This window comes from Actinoplanes sp. M2I2 (assembly GCF_023544445.1).
Taxonomy (GTDB): domain Bacteria; phylum Actinomycetota; class Actinomycetes; order Mycobacteriales; family Micromonosporaceae; genus Actinoplanes.
In genome coordinates, this window is sequence record NZ_JALPVJ010000021.1 from 65,029 (window position 1) to 81,768 (window position 16,740).

Genomic DNA, 16,740 nt, shown 5'->3' on the forward strand with positions numbered 1-16,740 from the left:
AGATGGCCCCGATGGACCGGCGAAGGGGTGACCCGAAGTGTCGAGGCGGAACGTCCCGTACCGCTGGAAGTGCCGCACCGGTGAGAACTGACTCCGATCGCTCAGCGGCGCCGTTCGCGCACTCACCGAACGTACGAGGACACCGGATCGCTGTCAGCCGGTCAGCGATATTCCCGGCGATGCATCGAAGTCCCGGGCTCAGCCCCGGGCGCCGGTGAGGCGGGCGACGGCGCGCTGCTTGAGGGCGAAGCCCTGCTGGGCGGCGTCTCGCAGATTGGCCACCAGGGGCGAACGGGAACGGCGGGCCCACGGGACGGGAACCTCGGTCGTGCCGTATTTCGCTTTGTAGGCGTTACCGCCCACGAAGTCGAACTCGGTGACGCCGCGCGCCTTGGCCCAGCGCATCGCGTGCCAGATCAGGGCCTCGTTCGGACGCAGGTGCTGGTGCTCCCGATAGCTGGCTCCGCCCCAGAAATACATGGTGCGGTGATACCAGGGCAGGATCGCCGTGGCGATGCACCGGCCCTCCGGGTCGCGGGCCCGCAGCAGCAACAACTGGCCGGACGGTCCAACGTGGCGAATGAGCGAACGGACCCGCTCGATCGAATAGGTGGGGACCAGATTCTGCTTGGCGAAAACGTCGCGTAACTGCTCGTAGAAATCGGCGGCGAATGTCGGATCGGCGACAACCTCCTCGATGGTCACGCCGCTCTTGGTGGCCTTGCGGATATTGCGCCGGCACGCGCTCGCCATCGCGCCGAACAACGCGTCCTCGCCGGGACTCAGATCGATCACCGCGGTCGGCGCGTCGGACCAGCGCAGGCCCAGACCGCCGAGATCGCCCGCGGTCAGAAAGCGGTCGCGGATCTCCAGATGGGCGCAGCCCAGGTCGTCGAAGGCGAACGGCAGGAGGGCCTCCAGCGCGGCTCGCCGGGGCACCGCCGGATCCAGGGTGAAGCCCCCGTACGAGGTGGTCCAGCCGGCCATCGGGCTGCCGAGAATGCGCAGGCCGAAGCGCTTGGTGACCAGACCGGTGAAGTGCCCGACGGTGGTCGTGCCGTCGGTGACTCGGGCCAGCACCGGCTCGGCCCGCTGCGCCTCGGCGACGAAGCGCGACCACGGCTCGGTGTGGAAGATCAGCCGGTCGTCGTAGCCGGCGCGCTCGGCCCAGACCTCGGGCGCCGGTGTCACCCGGTGCAGTCGCAGCATGCGTCCCCCTCCGCGGGGCCGGGCCCCCGAAAAGGCGATGATGCGCCGCCGCCGACGCATTCCGCAAGGGCCGAAAAATTGACGTGAAGAAGTTTCACATACCCTATGACAATTGCTACTGACGCCAACCGGCCGGCATTTGCGAGGGTCGTTCCACCGACCGCGAACCGGAGGGTTGCCCATGCCGTCCCCGACTCTGATCAGGAAGCGCCTGAACGAGCTCGAGCTGCGCAGCAAACTCCGCGCCCGGCCTCGGGTGCAGGGCCGCGTCCTGGCGCCGGCGGGAGCGTTCCGGCGGCTGCCGCGGACTGCGGGACTGTATTTCCCCTTCTACCACGACGTGCTCCCCGAGTACGCCGGCGACCTGCGCCGTCACCTGCTGACCTTCCGCCGGCACGGGTCGCTGGTCTCGTGGGACGACGCGCTGGCCGTCCTGGCCGGCGAGCGGCCCCTGCACGGCCCGGTCTTCTGCCTCTCGTTCGACGACGGGCACGCGAGCTGGCGGGACGTCGTCGTGCCGCTGCTGCGCGAGCTCGGCGTCCCGGCGATGTTCTTCCTCACCACCGGCCTCGTCGGCCGCCCCGGCAACCTCACCTGGGACGACTGCCGGGCGATCGCCGCGGCCGGCTTCGACGTCGGCTCGCACACCGTGACCCACCGGCGGCTGGCCGACCAGGACGACGGCGACGCGGCGCGCGAGCTGATCGACTCCAAGCGGGAGATCGAGGATGAGCTCGGCCGCGAGGTGCGGGACTTCGCCGCGCCGTACGGGCACCCGGCCGTGGATTACGGCGAGCGCGACCTCGAGATCGCGCGGAGCGCGGGATACCGCAGCTTCGCGAGCACCCTGCGCCCGGCGATGCACCCCGGCGACAGCCCGCTGGCCATCAACCGGCAGGGCCTGCACCCGGCCTGGCCGCTCTGGGCAGTGAGGACCCGAGTCCATGACTGAGACCCGCATCTGGCTGTCCCCACCGGACGTCGGCGAGCTCGAACGCAAACTGCTGCTGGAGGCGTTCGACTCCAACTGGGTCGCCCCGGTGGGCCCCGACCTCGACGCGTTCGAGCAGCAGGTCGCCGAGATCGTGGGAGTCCGGTACGCGGTCGCGCTGAGCAGCGGTACGGCGGCTCTGCACCTGGCCCTGGTCGCGGCCGGCGTCCGGCGGGGCGACACCGTCCTGGTCCCGTCGTTCACCTTCGCCGCCACGGCCAACGCGGTGATGTATCTGGGCGCCCGCCCGGTCTTCCTCGACAGCACCACCGAGAGCTGGAACGTCGACCCGGCCCTGGTCGCCGAGGAGCTGAAGAGGCGGTGCGCCAAGGGCCGGCCGCCGCGGGCGGTGATCGCCGTGGACATGTACGGCCAGTGCGCCGACTACGAGCCGCTGGTGGACGCGTGCGACCGGTACGGCGTCGCGCTGATCGAGGACGCGGCCGAGGCGCTCGGCGCGACCTATCGGGGCCGCCCGGCCGGGTCGTTCGGCCTGGCCGGTGTCCTCTCGTTCAACGGCAACAAGATCATGACGACCGGCGGGGGCGGCATGCTCGTCACCGACGACGAGCGGGTGGCCACCCGGACCCGTCATCTCGCCACCCAGGCCCGCGAGCCCTTCCCGCACTACGAGCACCGCTCGGTCGGCTACAACTACCGGCTCAGCAACCTGCTCGCCGCGGTCGGGCGGGGCCAGCTCCAGCGGCTCGGCTCGATGATCGCCGCGCGCCAGGAGACGGGCCGGCACTACCGGGAGGCGCTGGGCGATCTGCCCGGTGTCAGCTTCATGCCGGCGGCCTCCTACGGCGTGGCCAACGGGTGGCTCACCTGCCTGCTCATCGACGCCGAGCGGTTCGGCGCGAGCCGCGACCGGATCCTCGAACGGCTGGCCGCCCAGGACATCGAGGCCCGGCCGACCTGGAAGCCGATGCACCTGCAGCCGGTCTTCCGCGACTGCGTGATGCGCGGCGGCGAGGTCAGCACCGACCTGTTCCACCGCGGCCTGTGCCTGCCCAGCGGTTCCGCGCTCACCGAGCACGACCGGGACCGCGTCGTGGCCGCCGTGCGCGCGGTGGCCGCCGAGGAAAGCAGGTAGCCGGGCCATGCACATCGTCTACATCCACCAGTACTACTGCAACCCGGGCATGGCCGGCGGCATCCGCTCGTACGAGCAGGCCCGCCGGCTGGTCGCCCGCGGTCACACGGTCGACGTCATCACCACCGACATCACCGGCGAGCACGACCGGCCGGGCTGGCGGCTGACCGAGGACGACGGCGTCCGGGTGCACTGGTATTCGGTGCCCTACAACAACTCCATGTCGTACGCGCGCCGCATCCGGGCCTTCGCCCAGTTCATGGTCGTGGCCACGGCCAAGGCCGCGTCCGTGAAGGCCGACCTCGTCTTCGCCACCAGCACGCCGCTGACCGTCGCCGTGCCGGGTGTCCTGGCGTCGAAGCTGCGCCGGGCGCCGTTCGTCTTCGAGGTGCGCGACCTGTGGCCCGAGGTGCCGATCGAGATGGGCGCGCTGCGCAACCCGCTGCTGCGCGGCGCGGCCGGGATGCTGGCGAACTTCGCCTACCGCCACGCGGACGAGGTGATCGCCCTCTCCCCCGGCATGGCCGCGGGCGTCGTCGCCCGGCGCCCGTCGACCCCGACCACGGTCATCCCCAACGCCGCCGACCTGGCCCTGTTCGAGGTCACGCCCGCGGAGGTGGCCGCCTTCCGGAGCCGGCACGAGTGGCTGGGCGACCGGCCGCTGATCGTCTACACCGGAGCGCTGGGCGCCGTGAACGGCGTCGACTATCTGGTCCGCGCGGCGAAGCGGATGCGCGAGCTCGACCCCGAGATCCGCGTGCTCATCGTCGGGCACGGCAAGGAGTGGGAGCCGACCAAGCGGCTCGCGGCCGAGCTCGGGCTGCTGGACGACACCGTCCGCATGTGGGAGAAGGTGCCGAAGGCCGAGCTGCCGGTGATCCTCGGCGCGGCGACGATGTCGACCAGCTTCGTCCGGCCGCTGCGCGCGCTGTGGGACAACTCGGCCAACAAGTTCTTCGACGCGCTCGCCGCCGGCCGCCCGATCGCCGTCAACTACGGCGGCTGGCAGGCCGATCTGCTCGACCGGACCGGCGCCGGGCTGGTGCTCGACCCGGTCGACGCCGACGACGCCGGCCAGCAGTTCGTCAAGTACTGCCGCGACGAGTCCTGGCTGGCCCAGGCTCGCGCCGCCGCCCACCGGCTGGCCGTCGAGCAGTTCTCCCGCGACCTGCTCTTCGACCGTTTCGCCCAGGTCCTGGACCGGGCCGCCGACCGCCACTGAAGCCGGGAGTTGAGAGCGTGGAACTGCGCGAGTACGTGCGGGCGTGCCGCCGCCGCTGGGTCTGGATCGTCGTGCCGATCCTGCTGGCCATGGGGGTGGCGGCCGGGTTGTCGCTCACCCGGGAACCGGCGTACCGGTCGTCGATGATCCTGTTCGTGACCACCGGATCGGGGGACCCGGACGCCAAGGCGAGCCGCCTCAACTCGTACATCACCCTGCTGACCGGACCTCGGGTGGCGCAGAGCGTGGCCACCAAGCTGGGCGCGCCCGCCTCGGCCGACCAGGTCCGCCAGAGCCTGTCGGCCGAGGTCCAGGCGGGCACCGACCTGCTGGTCGTCACGGCCACCGACCCCTCGGCCGAGCGCAGCCGCACGATGGTCACCAGCGCCACCTCGGCCCTGGTGGCGCTGGCCAAGAAGCTCGACCCGCCGGTCGCGGCCGACGACGGGCCGCCGCCGCAGATCACCGTCGCGCAGGAGTCGGTGACCACCCAGGAGCCGGGCACCCTGGTGCGCGACGTGGGTTTCTCGGCCGTGCTCGGACTCCTGCTGGGTGGCGTCGCGGTCGCGGTGCGCGAGGCGACCCGCAAGACCGTCGCCGAGGAGGACGACCTGCGCCGGCTGGGCATCGGCACGGTCGGCGTCATCTCGCTGACCGGGCGCTGGGCCCGGTCGGGGCAGGCCGACTCGGCCATCGCCGAGGGATTCCGGCGGCTGCGCAGCCTGCTGCCCGAGGTGTCGGCCCTGCGCAGCGGGAACGCCCGGGGCACGGCGCTGATGCTGACCGCGGCCAACCCCAAGGAGGGCACCACCGCGGTCGCCTGCGGCCTGGCGATCGCCATGGCCGAGACCGGCGCGCGGGTGCTTCTGGTCGACGCGAACCTGCGCTCGCCCGGCGTGGGCCGCTACCTCGCGATGGACGGCGGGCCGGGCCTGACCGACGTGCTGGCCGGGCGGGCCGAGATCGGTGACGTGCTCCGCGACCCGCTCGGCGGACGCCTCACCGTGCTGCCGCCGGGCGACCGGCGGCCCGACCCGGGTGAGGTCCTGGCCTCCCCCCGGCTCGCGGCGACCGTCCGCGAGCTGACCACCCGCTTCGACGTCGTGCTGGTCGACGCCCCGCCGCTGCACGGCGTGGCCGACGCGGCCGTGCTGGGCAAGGTCACCGACGGCACGCTGCTGGTGGTGCGGGCCAACCGCACCCGCACGGTGGACGTGCAGCGCTCGACCGACCTGCTCGAGCGGATCGGCGCCCGGCTCGTCGGGGCCGTCCTCAACGCCCTGCCGCGCCGGCTGCCGACCGAGGCGGCGCCCGCGCGACCCGTCCCGGCGCCGCTCGACACCGACGGTCTGGTCACCACGCTGCTCGGCGGGAGCTCCGAGCCCGCATCGCCGGCCAACCCGGTCGGCGGCAAGGCGACCGTCACCCGGACCACCCGTTCGGTCGTCCGGCAGCGGCCGCCGGTGGACTCGGACGAGGCCGCCACCACGCAGAAGATCGCCTTCGTGCCGGTCGACGGCATCACGACCCAGAAGATCCCGATCAACGGCAGCGGCGTCGTGGAGGGCACGGATGAGTGAGCTCCGGACGGAGCGTCCCGCGGTGGAGGTCGCCCCACCACCGCGGCCCGGCGCGACCGTCTGGGTCCGCGACCGGCTGCGCGAGCCGTTCGTCCAGCTCTTCGCCTCACAGCTGCTGACCGGCGGGGTGGCCTTCGTCGCGAACATCCTCATGGTCCGGGCCCTGGCGCCCGCGCACCGCGGCGAGGTCGCGCTGATGCTCCAGGTCGTCTATCTGGCCACCCAGTTCCTGTTGCTGGGCACCGAGCGCAGCTTCGTGGCCGGCTATCACGAGATCGCCCCCGGCGCGGCCGTCCGGGCGTACGCGAAGCTGTTGATCATCCCGTGCACGGCCGGGGTCGTGCTGGCCGTCGGGTTCGAGATCGTCGCGCCCGAGCGGTTCAACCCGGGCCTGCTGGTGGTCGGGCTGATCGTCCTCTACACCCTGGTCGAGGCGGCCGGGCTGGCCACCCGGGCGATCGCGATCGCGGCTGGCCGGGTCGGCGACTTCCTGGTCTCCCGGGTCGTCGAGGCGCTGCTGCTGCTCGGCCTGCTGGTCGTGCTCTACCTGGCCGGCACGACGACGCCGGCGCTGTGGATCATCGCCTACCTCGTCGCCGGCCTGGTGCCCACCGCCCTCTACATCGTCCGGTGGCTGCGCGGGCCCGCCCCGGACGGCCCCGGACTGCCCGACCGCAACCGCCTCGTCCGCAAGGAGGGGCTGGCGCTCTTCCCCGCGGCCATCTCGAACATGGCCATGCTGCGCTCGGACCGCCTCGCGCTGCCGGCGCTGGCCTCGACCTCCGCGCTCGGGCTCTACGCCGCCGTGGCCACGATGACCGAGCTGCTGGCCTGGCCGATCCGGGCGTACGCCGACTCGCGTCTGGGCCGGTGGCGCAAGGCCCACCAGGACGGTGGCCTGGCCGCTCGCCCGATCCTGCTGGCCGTCGCCCTCTACTGCCTCGTGGTCGCGCCGATCGCCGCCGGCGGGCTCTACCTGCTCATCGTCCCGGTCTTCGGTGAGGACTACGCGGCGGCCCGCGCGGTGATCGTGCCGCTGGTCGCCGCGGCCGGTCTCTACGCGATCTCCCGCGTGACCCTCGGCCTGCTCATCGCCAAGGGCCGCGGCAGCCTGGTGTCGGCGGCCGAGATCACCGGCTTCGTCGTCAGCTTCGTCGCGTACCTCTCGCTTATCCCGCCGTTCGGCATCCTCGGCGCGGCCTACGGATCGCTGATCGGCTACGGCTCCTGCCTGCTGTTCGCGCTCGTCGCCCATCGGCTCACCGGTGACCGGCGATGAGCTGGCTGCCGGCCCCCCGGGTCTTCCTGGCCCCCGGGCTGATCCTGATCCTGGTGGCCATCGGCGGGCGGTTCACCCTCGACCGGGCCGGCTACACCGATCTGGCCTGGGTCGACCTGCGGGTGGCGGGCCTGCTCGTCGCGCTGGCCGTGCTGCTCGTCGACATCTCCCGGCGCCCCCGCCCGCTGGTGACGCAGGACCGGCGGGAGGGCTGGCTGGTCGCCACCCTGCTGTTCTTCCTCTTCCAGATCGCCTCGGGCCTGTGGGCGCCGGCCGCCTCCCGGGTCGGACCGCAGACGCTCGACCTGGTGCTGATGGGCGCCCTGGTCCTCATCTTCTACCTGTACGCGGTGGGCGACCCGGAAACGGTCGTCCGCACGGCGTTCCTGCTGTTCTACCTGGCCGCGATCGTCTTCGCGCTGGCCGCGCTGTTCATCAACGGGCCCGGTGAGCAGGGCCGGTACTCGGCCTTCGGCGGCGGCCCCAACGTGTTCGTCCGCATCGAGATCCTGGGCATCATCAGCGCGGTGGCGCTGGCCCTGTTCCACCGCCGCCTGCTGCCGCTGCTCGCCACCCCGCTGTTCGGTCTGGCCGCCGTGCTGTCCGGCTCGCGCGCCGGGCTGCTGGCCGGCGCGGCCGTGGGCGCGGTGGCGCTTTTCAAGATCCGGCGCCGGCTGCACCCGGGGGCGATCGCCGGCGCGTTCGCTTTCGTGGCCGTCGCGGTGGCCACGATCGCCGCGTTCGCGCCGCCCGCGTTCACCAGCCTGTTCCAGGAACGATTCGTCGAACAGACCGTGCAGGAGCGCTATCTCTCCGACCGCACCGACATCTGGGCGGCGGCGTGGCGGCTCGCGCTCGAGCACCCGATCGCCGGCGCCGGGCTGGACGGCTTCTACGGGTACATCGGCATCAACCAGTTCGTCGAGTACCCGCACAACTACGTGCTCGGGGTGGCCGCCGAGGGCGGTCTGATCGGCATCGGCCTGCTGACCGCCGCGGTGCTGCTGTGGACCACGACCGTGCGCGGGGGCGGCCTCCGCCCGCAGCTGACCGGCCTGGCCGTCGCGGCCGCGGTCTTCGTCGGGCTGAGCAGCCTGTTCTCCGGCGACTACTACGACTCCCGGCTCGCCTGGCTGTTCGCGGCGCTGGCCGCGGCCGCGGCGGCGGTCCCCGCCCGTGTTCCCGAGGAGGTACCGGCATGACCGCCCCCATCAGCCGCCGGGCGTTGCTGCTGGCCGCGCTCGGCTCGCTCGCCGCCTGCACGCCTGGAGAAGAGGAGACGCCCACCGCGTTGATGCCCCTGCCGGCCGCGCCCGAGGCCTCGGTCAAGGCGGCCGAGCTCAAGCCGGTCAGCCACTGGGCCGGCGTGTTCCTGCGCGGCTGGGACTACCAGGCCGAGGTGGGGCTGCCGCTGAGCCGCTCGGGTGACAGCTGGGACCACTACGAGCTCTCCTACACGGTGGACGCCTGCGTGGCGATGTTCCGGGCCACCGGCGAACGGCGTTATCTCGACCGGGCGTTGCAGTTCGTCGAGAACGTGACCGCTTCGGCCACCTCGAAGCGCGGCGGCTACCTGGGGTGGACGTCGGCCAACGAGGACGGCGACGAAGTTCCGCTCTACGAGAGCTACTTCTGGCGGTACGGCACGGCGCTGCTCGTGGCCATGCGGGAGAACGCTTCCGTGTACGGCGATGCCCGCTACCGCGCCCGCTACGACCGCCTGCTCGCCTTCGCCGAGAGGAACGTCTTCGACAAGTGGCACGCGCGCGGGCCCGAGGACACGATCTATCGGGAGCGCACCCACATGGCGTCACACTGGGCGCTCATCGCGCTCCAGCTCGGGCGGCTCACCGCCGACCCGGGTCGCAAGCAACGCTGCCGGACGGTCGTCACCGACGTCGACCAGCACGTGCCCGGGCACAGCGGCGGGTTGCGCCAGCAGCTGCGCCGCAACGAGGCCGAGCCCACCGCCTACTTCTGGAGCGACGTGTGGGGTTCGGCCGAGCGGCCGGGCCAGGACGTCAGCCACGCCAACGGCGTCCTGGCGTACGTCGTCGAGGCCCGCGACCGGGGCACCACCTGGACGCCGGCCGACCTGGCGGCGTTCTCCCGCCTGCTGACCCGCGTCATCTGGCCGGGCGGCACCACCTACCGGGCCTATGTGGACGGCAGCGGCTCCGACAACGGGTGGTTCTCCGACGGGTTCGTCAAGCTCGGCCGCTCCGACCCGGGCGTCCAGCAACGGCTGGAGGGCCACCAGGTCGTCAACGACCAGTTCGCCGCCAACATGGCGCTCAACGCCCGGATCCTGGGCTCCCGTTAGGAGAAACAGCATGACCGCAGCGCTCGTGGGACCGGCGGCCCGGGAATGGAAGGAGGCCCTGCACCGTACCCGGCACGACACCTACCACCTGCCCGGTTACGTCACGCTCGACGCGGCGCTCTCCTCCGGCACGGCAGCCGCGTTCTGGTATTCCGACGGCGACCGGCACCTGCTGCTGCCGCTGATCCTGCGCGACATCCCGGGCACCGGCCTGCGCGACGGCCTGTCCCCGTACGGATATCCGGGCCCGGTCAGCGACGCGATGCCCGGCGACAGCGACTTCTGGGAGCGGGCCTGCGTGGCGATGCTCGAGACACTGCGGGACGCGGGCGTCGTGACCGCCTTCGTCCGCATGCACCCGCTGCTGCCCGCGCCGCTGCCGCTGCTCAGCCGCTTCGGCACGATGGTGCACCACGGCGAGACCGTCTCGATGGACCTCACGGTCAGCCTCGACGAGATGTGGAAGCAGACCCGCAGCGACCACCGCAACCACATCAACCGCGCCCGCCGGGCCGGCACCGAGGTGGTCTTCGACGACTGGGACCGGCTCGGCGACTGGGTCGAGGTCTACCACGACAACATGCGCCGGGTCGGGGCCACCGGCTACTACTTCTTCACCCGCGAGCACCTGGCCGCCCTGCACGACACGATGGGTGACCGGATGCACCTGGCCGTCGCGCTCGAGGACGGCGAGGTGGTCGGCGGCAACACGTTCTTCGAGCACGACGGCATCGCCACCGGCTACGTCTCGTCGACCCGGCGGGCGCCCAAGAGGTACGCCGACGAGCTGCTCTACGACGAGGTCCGGCGCTGGTGCAAGGCGCGCGGCGACACCGTCTTCCACCTCGGCGGGGGCAAGGGCGGCCAGGAGGACTCGCTGTTCTCGTACAAGGCCGGGTTCTCGCCGCGGCGGCACCCGTTCCACACCTGGCGCGTCGTGACCGACCGGATGGCGTACGACGATCTGGTCTCCGCCGCCGGCCGGGACACCGACGAGTCCGGCACCTTCCCGCCCTACCGTTAGGAGCACCGCCATGCGGATCACCTGTGTCGGCGGCGGCCCCGCCGGCCTGTACTTCGCCGTGCTGGCCAAGCTGGCCGACCCGGCCAACGAGGTCACCGTGATCGAACGCAACCCGCGCGGGGTCACGTACGGCTGGGGCGTCGTCTTCTGGGACGACCTGCTCGACGATCTGTTCGCCTACGACCCGGTCAGCGCGCGGCAGATCTGGGACGCGGCCCGCCAGTGGGACGAGTACGAGGTGCGGGCCACCGGCAAGGAGGTCACCCACCTGCCGGGGTACGGCTTCAGCCTGGGCCGGCACCGGCTGCTGTCGATCCTGGAGGCGCGGGCGCTCTCGCTCGGCGTCGACGTCCGGTGGTCGTCGCCGGTCACCGACTTCTCGGACGCCGACCTGGTCGTCGCGGCCGACGGCGCCGGCAGCAGCCTGCGCTCGCTCGACGCGTCGCACTTCGGCACCGAGGTCGCCCTGGGCGGCAACAAGTACATCTGGCTGGGCACCTCGCACGTCTTCCGCACCTTCACGTTCGGCTTCGAGCACACCCACGCCGGCTGGATCTGGTTCCACGCCTACCCGTTCGACTCGACCACGAGCACGTTCATCGTCGAGTGCACCCCTGCGACCTGGGCTGCGCTCGAGCTCGACCGGCTGGACGCCGCGGCCGGTTGCGCCCGCCTCGAAACGATCTTCGCCGCCCACCTGGACGGGCAGCGACTGGTCGACCACCGGGCGGACTCCGGCGGCACCGGGTGGATGAACTTCCGCCGGGTCACCAACCAGCGCTGGGACAACGGCAACGTGGTGCTGATGGGCGACGCCGCGCACACCACCCACTTCGCCATCGGCTCGGGCACCAAGCTGGCGATACAGGACGCGATGGCGCTGGCCGACGCCGTGGCCGAGGACGGACCGCTGGCCCCGGCCCTGGAACGGTACGAGCATCGCCGCCGCGCCGCCCTGGCCCCGCTGCAACGGGCCGCCCTGGCCAGCAGCGAATGGTTCGAGCGGATGCCCGACCACGCCGCGTTGCCGTCGATCCGGTTCTCCTACGCGCTGTCCGACCGCCGGGGCGAATATCCACTATGGCGTTATCTGCTCCACCGGGCTACCCAGCAGGCGGTCCCCCGGGCCATGCTTCGGTGGGCCCTGAGCGCACGACGACGGACCAGGGCACGCCGCCGCCCCGGCGTGGCCTCGGCGCCGTCCGCCCGGGCGGCGCCCCTACCCACGGGAGGTTGACCATGGCCGATGCTGCACTGCTGTCACCCGAGGACCCGGTTTGGAAGGAGGCACTCGGCCGGGTCCGGCACGACATCTACCACGCCCCCGAGTACGTACGGCTCGACGCCGGCCTGACCGGTGGCACGCCGGTGGCTTTCCGATACGCCGAGGCGGGACGCGTCCTGCTGGTCCCCCTGCTGCTGAGGCCGGTTCCCGACACCGACCTGCAGGACGCGACCTCCCCGTACGGTTATCCGGGCCCGGTGGGCAGCGACGACGCCGCCTTCTGGTCGCGCGCGGCCGGCGCGATGACCGAGATGCTGTGCACCCAGGGCGTGGTCACCGTCTTCGCCCGCCTGCACCCGCTGCTCCCGCACTTCCCGACCGCGCTGCAATCGGCCGGGACGCTGGTGACCCACGGCGAGACGGTGTCGATCGACCTCACGCTGAGCGCGGACGAGATCTGGTCGCAGACCCACCGGAGCCACCGCAACCAGATCAACAAGGCCACCCGCGCGGGCGTCGAGATCGTCTTCGACGACTGGGCGCTGCTCGACGCCTGGGTCGAGACCTACCACGCGACCATGCGCCGGGTGGGGGCGACCGATTTCTACTTCTTCGGCGCCGACTACTTCGCCGAGTTGCGCACCGCCCTGCGCGACCACGCCCACCTCGCGGTCGCCGTCCTGGACGGCCGGGTTCTCGGGGGCAACCTCTTCTTCGCGTACGGCGGGATGATGCACACCCACCTGCAGTCCACCGCCGACGCCCCGATCCACCACGCCGACAAGCTGCTCTACCACGCGGTGCGCACCTGGGGCCGCGAGCAGGGCAACACGGTCTACCACCTCGGCGGCGGCGTCGGGGGCGCAGCTGATTCGCTGTTCCGCTACAAGTCCCAGTTCGCCGCCGGCCGCCAGCCGTTCCACACGTGGCGGGTCATCGCCGACGCGCGGGCTTTCGAGAAGCTCGCGGGCACCCCCACCCCGGAATCACTGACCGGCCGTTTCCCGCCCTACCGCTGATCCCGGTAGCGCTCGCCGGCTCCACCCCCGAGCCGGCGGGCGTTACAGTGCGGCGCATGGCGGGACTCGACCGCCGCCACCACGACGCCGCACACCTGCGCGGTCTCCTGTCCGGCTTCGGCCTGCTGGCGGAACGTCCGGCGTCAGGTCGTGGCGGGGCGGCGCTCGAACTCGTCGCGCAGCATCCCCATGAGGACCTCGTCGTGGAAAGCCGACCGGTGGTACGCGGCGGCGCGGCGGCGGCCCTCCTCGACGAAGCCGACCTTCTCGTAGACGTGCACGGCCCGGCTGTTGAAGGCCCACACCTGCAGCTCGACCTTGTTGACGGCGAGCTCGTCGAAGGCGTACCGCAGGGCCACGTCGAGCGTGTCGGTGCCGTAGCCGCGGCCGGCGTGCGGGAGGCCGATGATGATGGCCAGCGTGGCAATCCGGGTCCGCGGCTTGATGCCCCACATCGTGACGTGCCCGACCAGCTCGCCGTCGTGGGTCTCGATGCTGAAGCCGGCGCCGCTGTCGTCCTTGTTGGCGCTCCAGGCACGGAACATCTCGGTGAGAGCGGCCTCGGGCCCGGGCAGCACCCGGTGCTGCTGCAGCACCATGGTTTCGGGGTCGTTCCACCACTGCACCAGCTGCGGCAGGTCGTCGTCGCGCAGCGCGCGCAGACGCACCAGCCGGCCCCGCAACAGCGACGTGGCATACCCGTCCAGGTCGGACATCGTGAGCTCCCTCCACGTGGTCGCCCCGATCCTCACACACGGGCTCCGAAGGCCGACAGGACGCCCGCCATCCGGCTGATCTCGGCCGGTCCGCAGCGGTGGTCGACCGGCAGGGTCAGGATGCGTTCGGCCCGGTCGGCCGCCTCGTCGTCGCCGCTGGAGAAGCCGTGCCGGTCCTGCCGCCAGTGCACCGGGGCGAAGATGCCGTGGCGGGCCAGGTGGGCCAGCAGCTCGTCGCGGGACACCTGGTCGGCGCAGAACAGCTGAACCCGGAACGGCGCCGCGCCGGCGGGTCCGCGGGCGCCGGCGGAAACCCCGGGCAGCAGCGACTCCAGGGCTCGGACGTTGCCGGTGGCGGCCGCGCGCAGGCCGGCGATGTCGAGCAGCGGCAGCACGGCCGAGGTGAAGGCGCCGGGCGGGGCGTCGCTGCCCAGCAGGGCCTGTTCGCCCCGCTGTTGCAGGGTCCGGAACGTGTCCTTGGCGACCGGCCGGCCGTCGAGCCAGGCGGCCTTGAGCAGCATGGCGGTCAGCTTGAGGTCGCTGCCCTCGTTGCCCGGCCCGGCCGGGGCGGGCACGTCGAGGCCGCGCGGCGACCAGAGCACGGCGCCGTCGGGCACCGGCAGGGTCTTGCGGAGCGACGCCACGGCGTACGGGGCCGTGCTGCTCCGGGCCCACGGGCTGAAAGGGTCGTGGGAATGGTCCTCGAGGACGGTCACGTCCGGGTGCGCGTCGATCCAGCCGCGCCAGCCGGCGCCGTCCTCGCGGCCGAACAGGTTCTGGGCCAGCACGACGTCGCCGGGGCCGGCGTGCACCGTCTCCCAGCGAGGGCCGTCGCCGGGCAGGTGCTGGTACCAGGCCAGGGGCATGTCCTGGCTGAGCGCCTCGGCCACCCCCATGCAGAAGAACGACGGGACGTGCAGGCGACCGGGCCGGGCCAGCCGGCGCAGCAGCGCGCTCATCGCCCCGCAACCGGTCGCGTAGAGCTGATGCCCGGCGGGAAGCAGCGGCGGCGTGGCCTCCTTGCTGAGCAGAACGGCCGGGTCCCAGTGGAACTCGGAGCCGATCTCGCCGACCTCAGGCGGCACGGCTCGTGTTCCGCGCCGGCTCGCCCTCACGCTGCGCCGGGACGACGCCTTCGCGTTGCGCGGGAAGGTCGAGGTGGACGGCGTCCTCGCGGGCGCGGTCGATGTTGAGGGTGTCGACGTGGACGGGTGGCTCGCCGCGGCGCAGGTCGGCGACGGTACGCCAGAGGATGCGCAGGTCGAGCGTGGGTGACCAGTTGTCGACGTACCACCGGTCGAGGATGAAACGCTGCGGCCAGTCGATGTCGTCGCGCCCGTTGACCTGCGCCCAGCCGGTGATGCCGGGCTTCACCTCGAGCCGGCGGGCGTCGATCGGCGAGTAGTGGGCCACCTGGGGCAGCACGTCGGGCCGGGGGCCGACGAGCAACATCCGGCCGGTCAGCACGTTGAGCAGCTGGGGCAGCTCGTCGAGCGAGGTGCGCCGCAGGAAGCGGCCGCACGCGGTGATCCGCGGGTCGTTCTCGACCAGGCCGAACGGGTCGTCGATGCCGAGCGCGGCGCTTTGGGCCACCGAGCCGTGCACCATCGAGCGGAACTTCAACATCCGGAACGGCCGTCCGCGCAGCCCGGCCCGCTCCTGCACGAACAGGATGCCGGGACCGTCGGCGATCCGGATCCACAGCGCGACCGCGACCAGGACCGGGGACAGCAGGAGGAGGGCGACGGCGGCGATCAGGCGGTTGGCGAGATCCCAGAGCGGGCGTACGAGCATCACAGCGACTCCACGGTGGGTCCGGTCAGGCGGTGACGGGTGTCCAGCACGTACGGGGCGTTCGCGGCGACCAGGTCGAGGTCGAAGGCGTCGTGGTCGGCCAGCAGCACGACGGCGTCGGCCGCGGCGAGTTCCTCGGCGGTCAGCGACACCCGGGTCACCCGCCGGTCGATCTGCGCGTCCTCGACCACGTGGGGGTCGGCCGCGCGTACCTCGGCGCCCATGTCGAGCAGCAGCGACGCCACCCGCCGGGCCGGCGACTCGCGTGCGTCGCCGCTGTTCTTCTTGTAGGCCAGGCCGAGCAGCAGCACCGTCGAGCCGTTGACCGGTTTGCGGCGCTCGTTGAGCGCGGACACGAGCCGCCGGATGACGTAGTCGGGCATGTGGTTGTTGATGTCGTTGGCCAGCTCGACGAACCGGAAGCTCTGCCCGAGCGTGCGCTGCACCCGCCAGGACAGGTACGACGGGTCGATCGGCAGGCAGTGGCCCCCGACGCCGGGGCCGGGCACGAAGCGCAGGTAGCCGAACGGCTTGGAGGATGCGGCGTCGATCGCCTCCCAGACGTCGATGCCCAGGTCGTGCGCGAAGACCGCCAGCTCGTTGACGAGCGCGATGTTGACGTGCCGGAACGTGTTCTCCAGCAGCTTGGCCAGCTCGGCCACCTTGCAGTCGGAGACCGGCACTGTCCGGTCGACGACCGAGCTGTAGAACGCGTCGATGTGCTTCAGCGAGACCGCGTTGATGCCGGAGACCACCTTGGGCGTGGTCGCCAGCGAGAACTCGCGGTTGCCGGGGTCGATGCGCTCGGGGCTGTAGCCCAGGTGGAAGTCGGCGCCGGCGATGAGCCCGGAGCCGTCCTCGAGCAGCGGGGCCACCAGGTCGGTCGTCGTGCCCGGATAGGTGGTCGACTCGAGCGCCACGGTCGCGCCCGGCCGCAGATAGCGGGCCAGCGTGCGGGCCGACTCCTCGATGTACTTCAGGTCGGGGGCGCCCTCGCGCAGCGGGGTGGGCACGGCGATGACCGCGATGTCGAAGCCCGCACACGAGCGCGGGTCGGCCGAGGGCTGGAACGTGCCGGCGTCGAGCAGCTCGCGCAGTTCGGCCGAGGACACGTCGTCCACGTAGGACTCACCGGCGGCGAGCCGTTTGATCCGATCGCCGTCGACGTCGAAGCCGACGACGCTGTGGCCGACCTGGGCGGCGCGGACGGCCAGCGGCAGCCCCACGTATCCCTGACCGACGATGACGACCCGCATGAGGGC

The 16,740-nt window shown here is 72.2% G+C and carries 15 protein-coding genes; 10 read left to right on the forward strand and 5 right to left on the reverse strand.

Going from position 1 to position 16,740, the window contains the following annotated elements; genetic code table 11:
* Positions 1-198: 198 nt before the first annotated feature.
* On the reverse strand, positions 199-1,209 hold the full coding sequence (locus tag HJC40_RS35015; protein WP_250007722.1) for a GNAT family N-acetyltransferase: 1,011 nt from the start codon (positions 1,207-1,209) through the stop codon (positions 199-201).
* Positions 1,210-1,390: 181 nt separating this feature from the next.
* Here HJC40_RS35015 and HJC40_RS35020 point away from each other — a divergent pair, with 181 nt between their 5' ends.
* Genes HJC40_RS35020 through HJC40_RS35065 form a run of 10 tightly spaced genes read left to right on the forward strand, consistent with a single transcriptional unit; the run spans position 1,391 to position 12,968 of the window.
* Positions 1,391-2,161, forward strand: a complete 771-nt coding sequence (locus HJC40_RS35020) for a polysaccharide deacetylase family protein (RefSeq protein ID WP_250007723.1) — start codon at positions 1,391-1,393, stop codon at positions 2,159-2,161.
* The gene (locus HJC40_RS35025) at positions 2,154-3,296 is read left to right on the forward strand and encodes an aminotransferase class I/II-fold pyridoxal phosphate-dependent enzyme (protein WP_250007724.1); all 1,143 of its coding nucleotides are present in this window, start codon (positions 2,154-2,156) and stop codon (positions 3,294-3,296) included. Before HJC40_RS35020 ends, HJC40_RS35025 begins: the two co-directional genes overlap by 8 nt.
* 7 nt (positions 3,297-3,303) lie before the next feature.
* The gene (locus HJC40_RS35030; RefSeq protein WP_250007726.1) at positions 3,304-4,518 is read left to right on the forward strand and encodes a glycosyltransferase family 4 protein; all 1,215 of its coding nucleotides are present in this window, start codon (positions 3,304-3,306) and stop codon (positions 4,516-4,518) included.
* Between the two features lie 17 nt (positions 4,519-4,535).
* Complete coding sequence (locus tag HJC40_RS35035) at positions 4,536-6,098, forward strand: polysaccharide biosynthesis tyrosine autokinase (RefSeq protein ID WP_250007727.1); 1,563 nt, start codon at positions 4,536-4,538, stop codon at positions 6,096-6,098.
* Positions 6,091-7,377 carry a lipopolysaccharide biosynthesis protein gene (locus HJC40_RS35040; protein ID WP_250007728.1) on the forward strand — a complete coding sequence of 429 codons (1,287 nt, stop codon included), beginning with the start codon at positions 6,091-6,093 and terminating at the stop codon, positions 7,375-7,377. Before HJC40_RS35035 ends, HJC40_RS35040 begins: the two co-directional genes overlap by 8 nt.
* The gene (locus HJC40_RS35045; RefSeq protein ID WP_250007729.1) at positions 7,374-8,579 is read left to right on the forward strand and encodes an O-antigen ligase; all 1,206 of its coding nucleotides are present in this window, start codon (positions 7,374-7,376) and stop codon (positions 8,577-8,579) included. Before HJC40_RS35040 ends, HJC40_RS35045 begins: the two co-directional genes overlap by 4 nt.
* Positions 8,576-9,700 carry a hypothetical protein gene (locus HJC40_RS35050; protein WP_250007730.1) on the forward strand — a complete coding sequence of 375 codons (1,125 nt, stop codon included), beginning with the start codon at positions 8,576-8,578 and terminating at the stop codon, positions 9,698-9,700. The genes HJC40_RS35045 and HJC40_RS35050 overlap by 4 nt, the downstream gene beginning before the upstream one ends.
* Before the next feature lie 10 nt (positions 9,701-9,710).
* Positions 9,711-10,724: a GNAT family N-acetyltransferase gene (locus HJC40_RS35055; RefSeq protein WP_250007731.1), complete on the forward strand. Its 1,014-nt coding sequence runs from the start codon at positions 9,711-9,713 to the stop codon at positions 10,722-10,724.
* Between the two features lie 10 nt (positions 10,725-10,734).
* A complete protein-coding gene (locus HJC40_RS35060; protein WP_250007732.1) occupies positions 10,735-11,961 on the forward strand; it encodes an FAD-dependent monooxygenase in 1,227 nt (408 codons plus the stop codon).
* A gap of 2 nt (positions 11,962-11,963) precedes the next feature.
* Positions 11,964-12,968, forward strand: a complete 1,005-nt coding sequence (locus HJC40_RS35065; RefSeq protein ID WP_250007733.1) for a GNAT family N-acetyltransferase — start codon at positions 11,964-11,966, stop codon at positions 12,966-12,968.
* A gap of 143 nt (positions 12,969-13,111) precedes the next feature.
* Here the strand turns inward: HJC40_RS35065 and HJC40_RS35070 are convergent, their stop codons facing one another.
* Genes HJC40_RS35070 through HJC40_RS35085 form a run of 4 tightly spaced genes read right to left on the reverse strand, consistent with a single transcriptional unit; the run spans position 13,112 to position 16,734 of the window.
* A complete protein-coding gene (locus tag HJC40_RS35070; RefSeq protein WP_250007734.1) occupies positions 13,112-13,684 on the reverse strand; it encodes a GNAT family N-acetyltransferase in 573 nt (190 codons plus the stop codon).
* A 32-nt stretch (positions 13,685-13,716) separates the two neighbouring features.
* Positions 13,717-14,769, reverse strand: coding sequence for a hypothetical protein (locus tag HJC40_RS35075; protein WP_250007735.1), 1,053 nt, complete (start codon positions 14,767-14,769; stop codon positions 13,717-13,719).
* Complete coding sequence (locus HJC40_RS35080; RefSeq protein WP_250007812.1) at positions 14,759-15,478, reverse strand: sugar transferase; 720 nt, start codon at positions 15,476-15,478, stop codon at positions 14,759-14,761. The genes HJC40_RS35075 and HJC40_RS35080 overlap by 11 nt, the downstream gene beginning before the upstream one ends.
* Positions 15,478-16,734 (reverse strand): nucleotide sugar dehydrogenase, encoded by a 1,257-nt coding sequence (locus tag HJC40_RS35085; RefSeq protein WP_250007736.1) that lies wholly within the window; start codon positions 16,732-16,734, stop codon positions 15,478-15,480. The genes HJC40_RS35080 and HJC40_RS35085 overlap by 1 nt, the downstream gene beginning before the upstream one ends.
* Positions 16,735-16,740 lie beyond the last annotated feature (6 nt).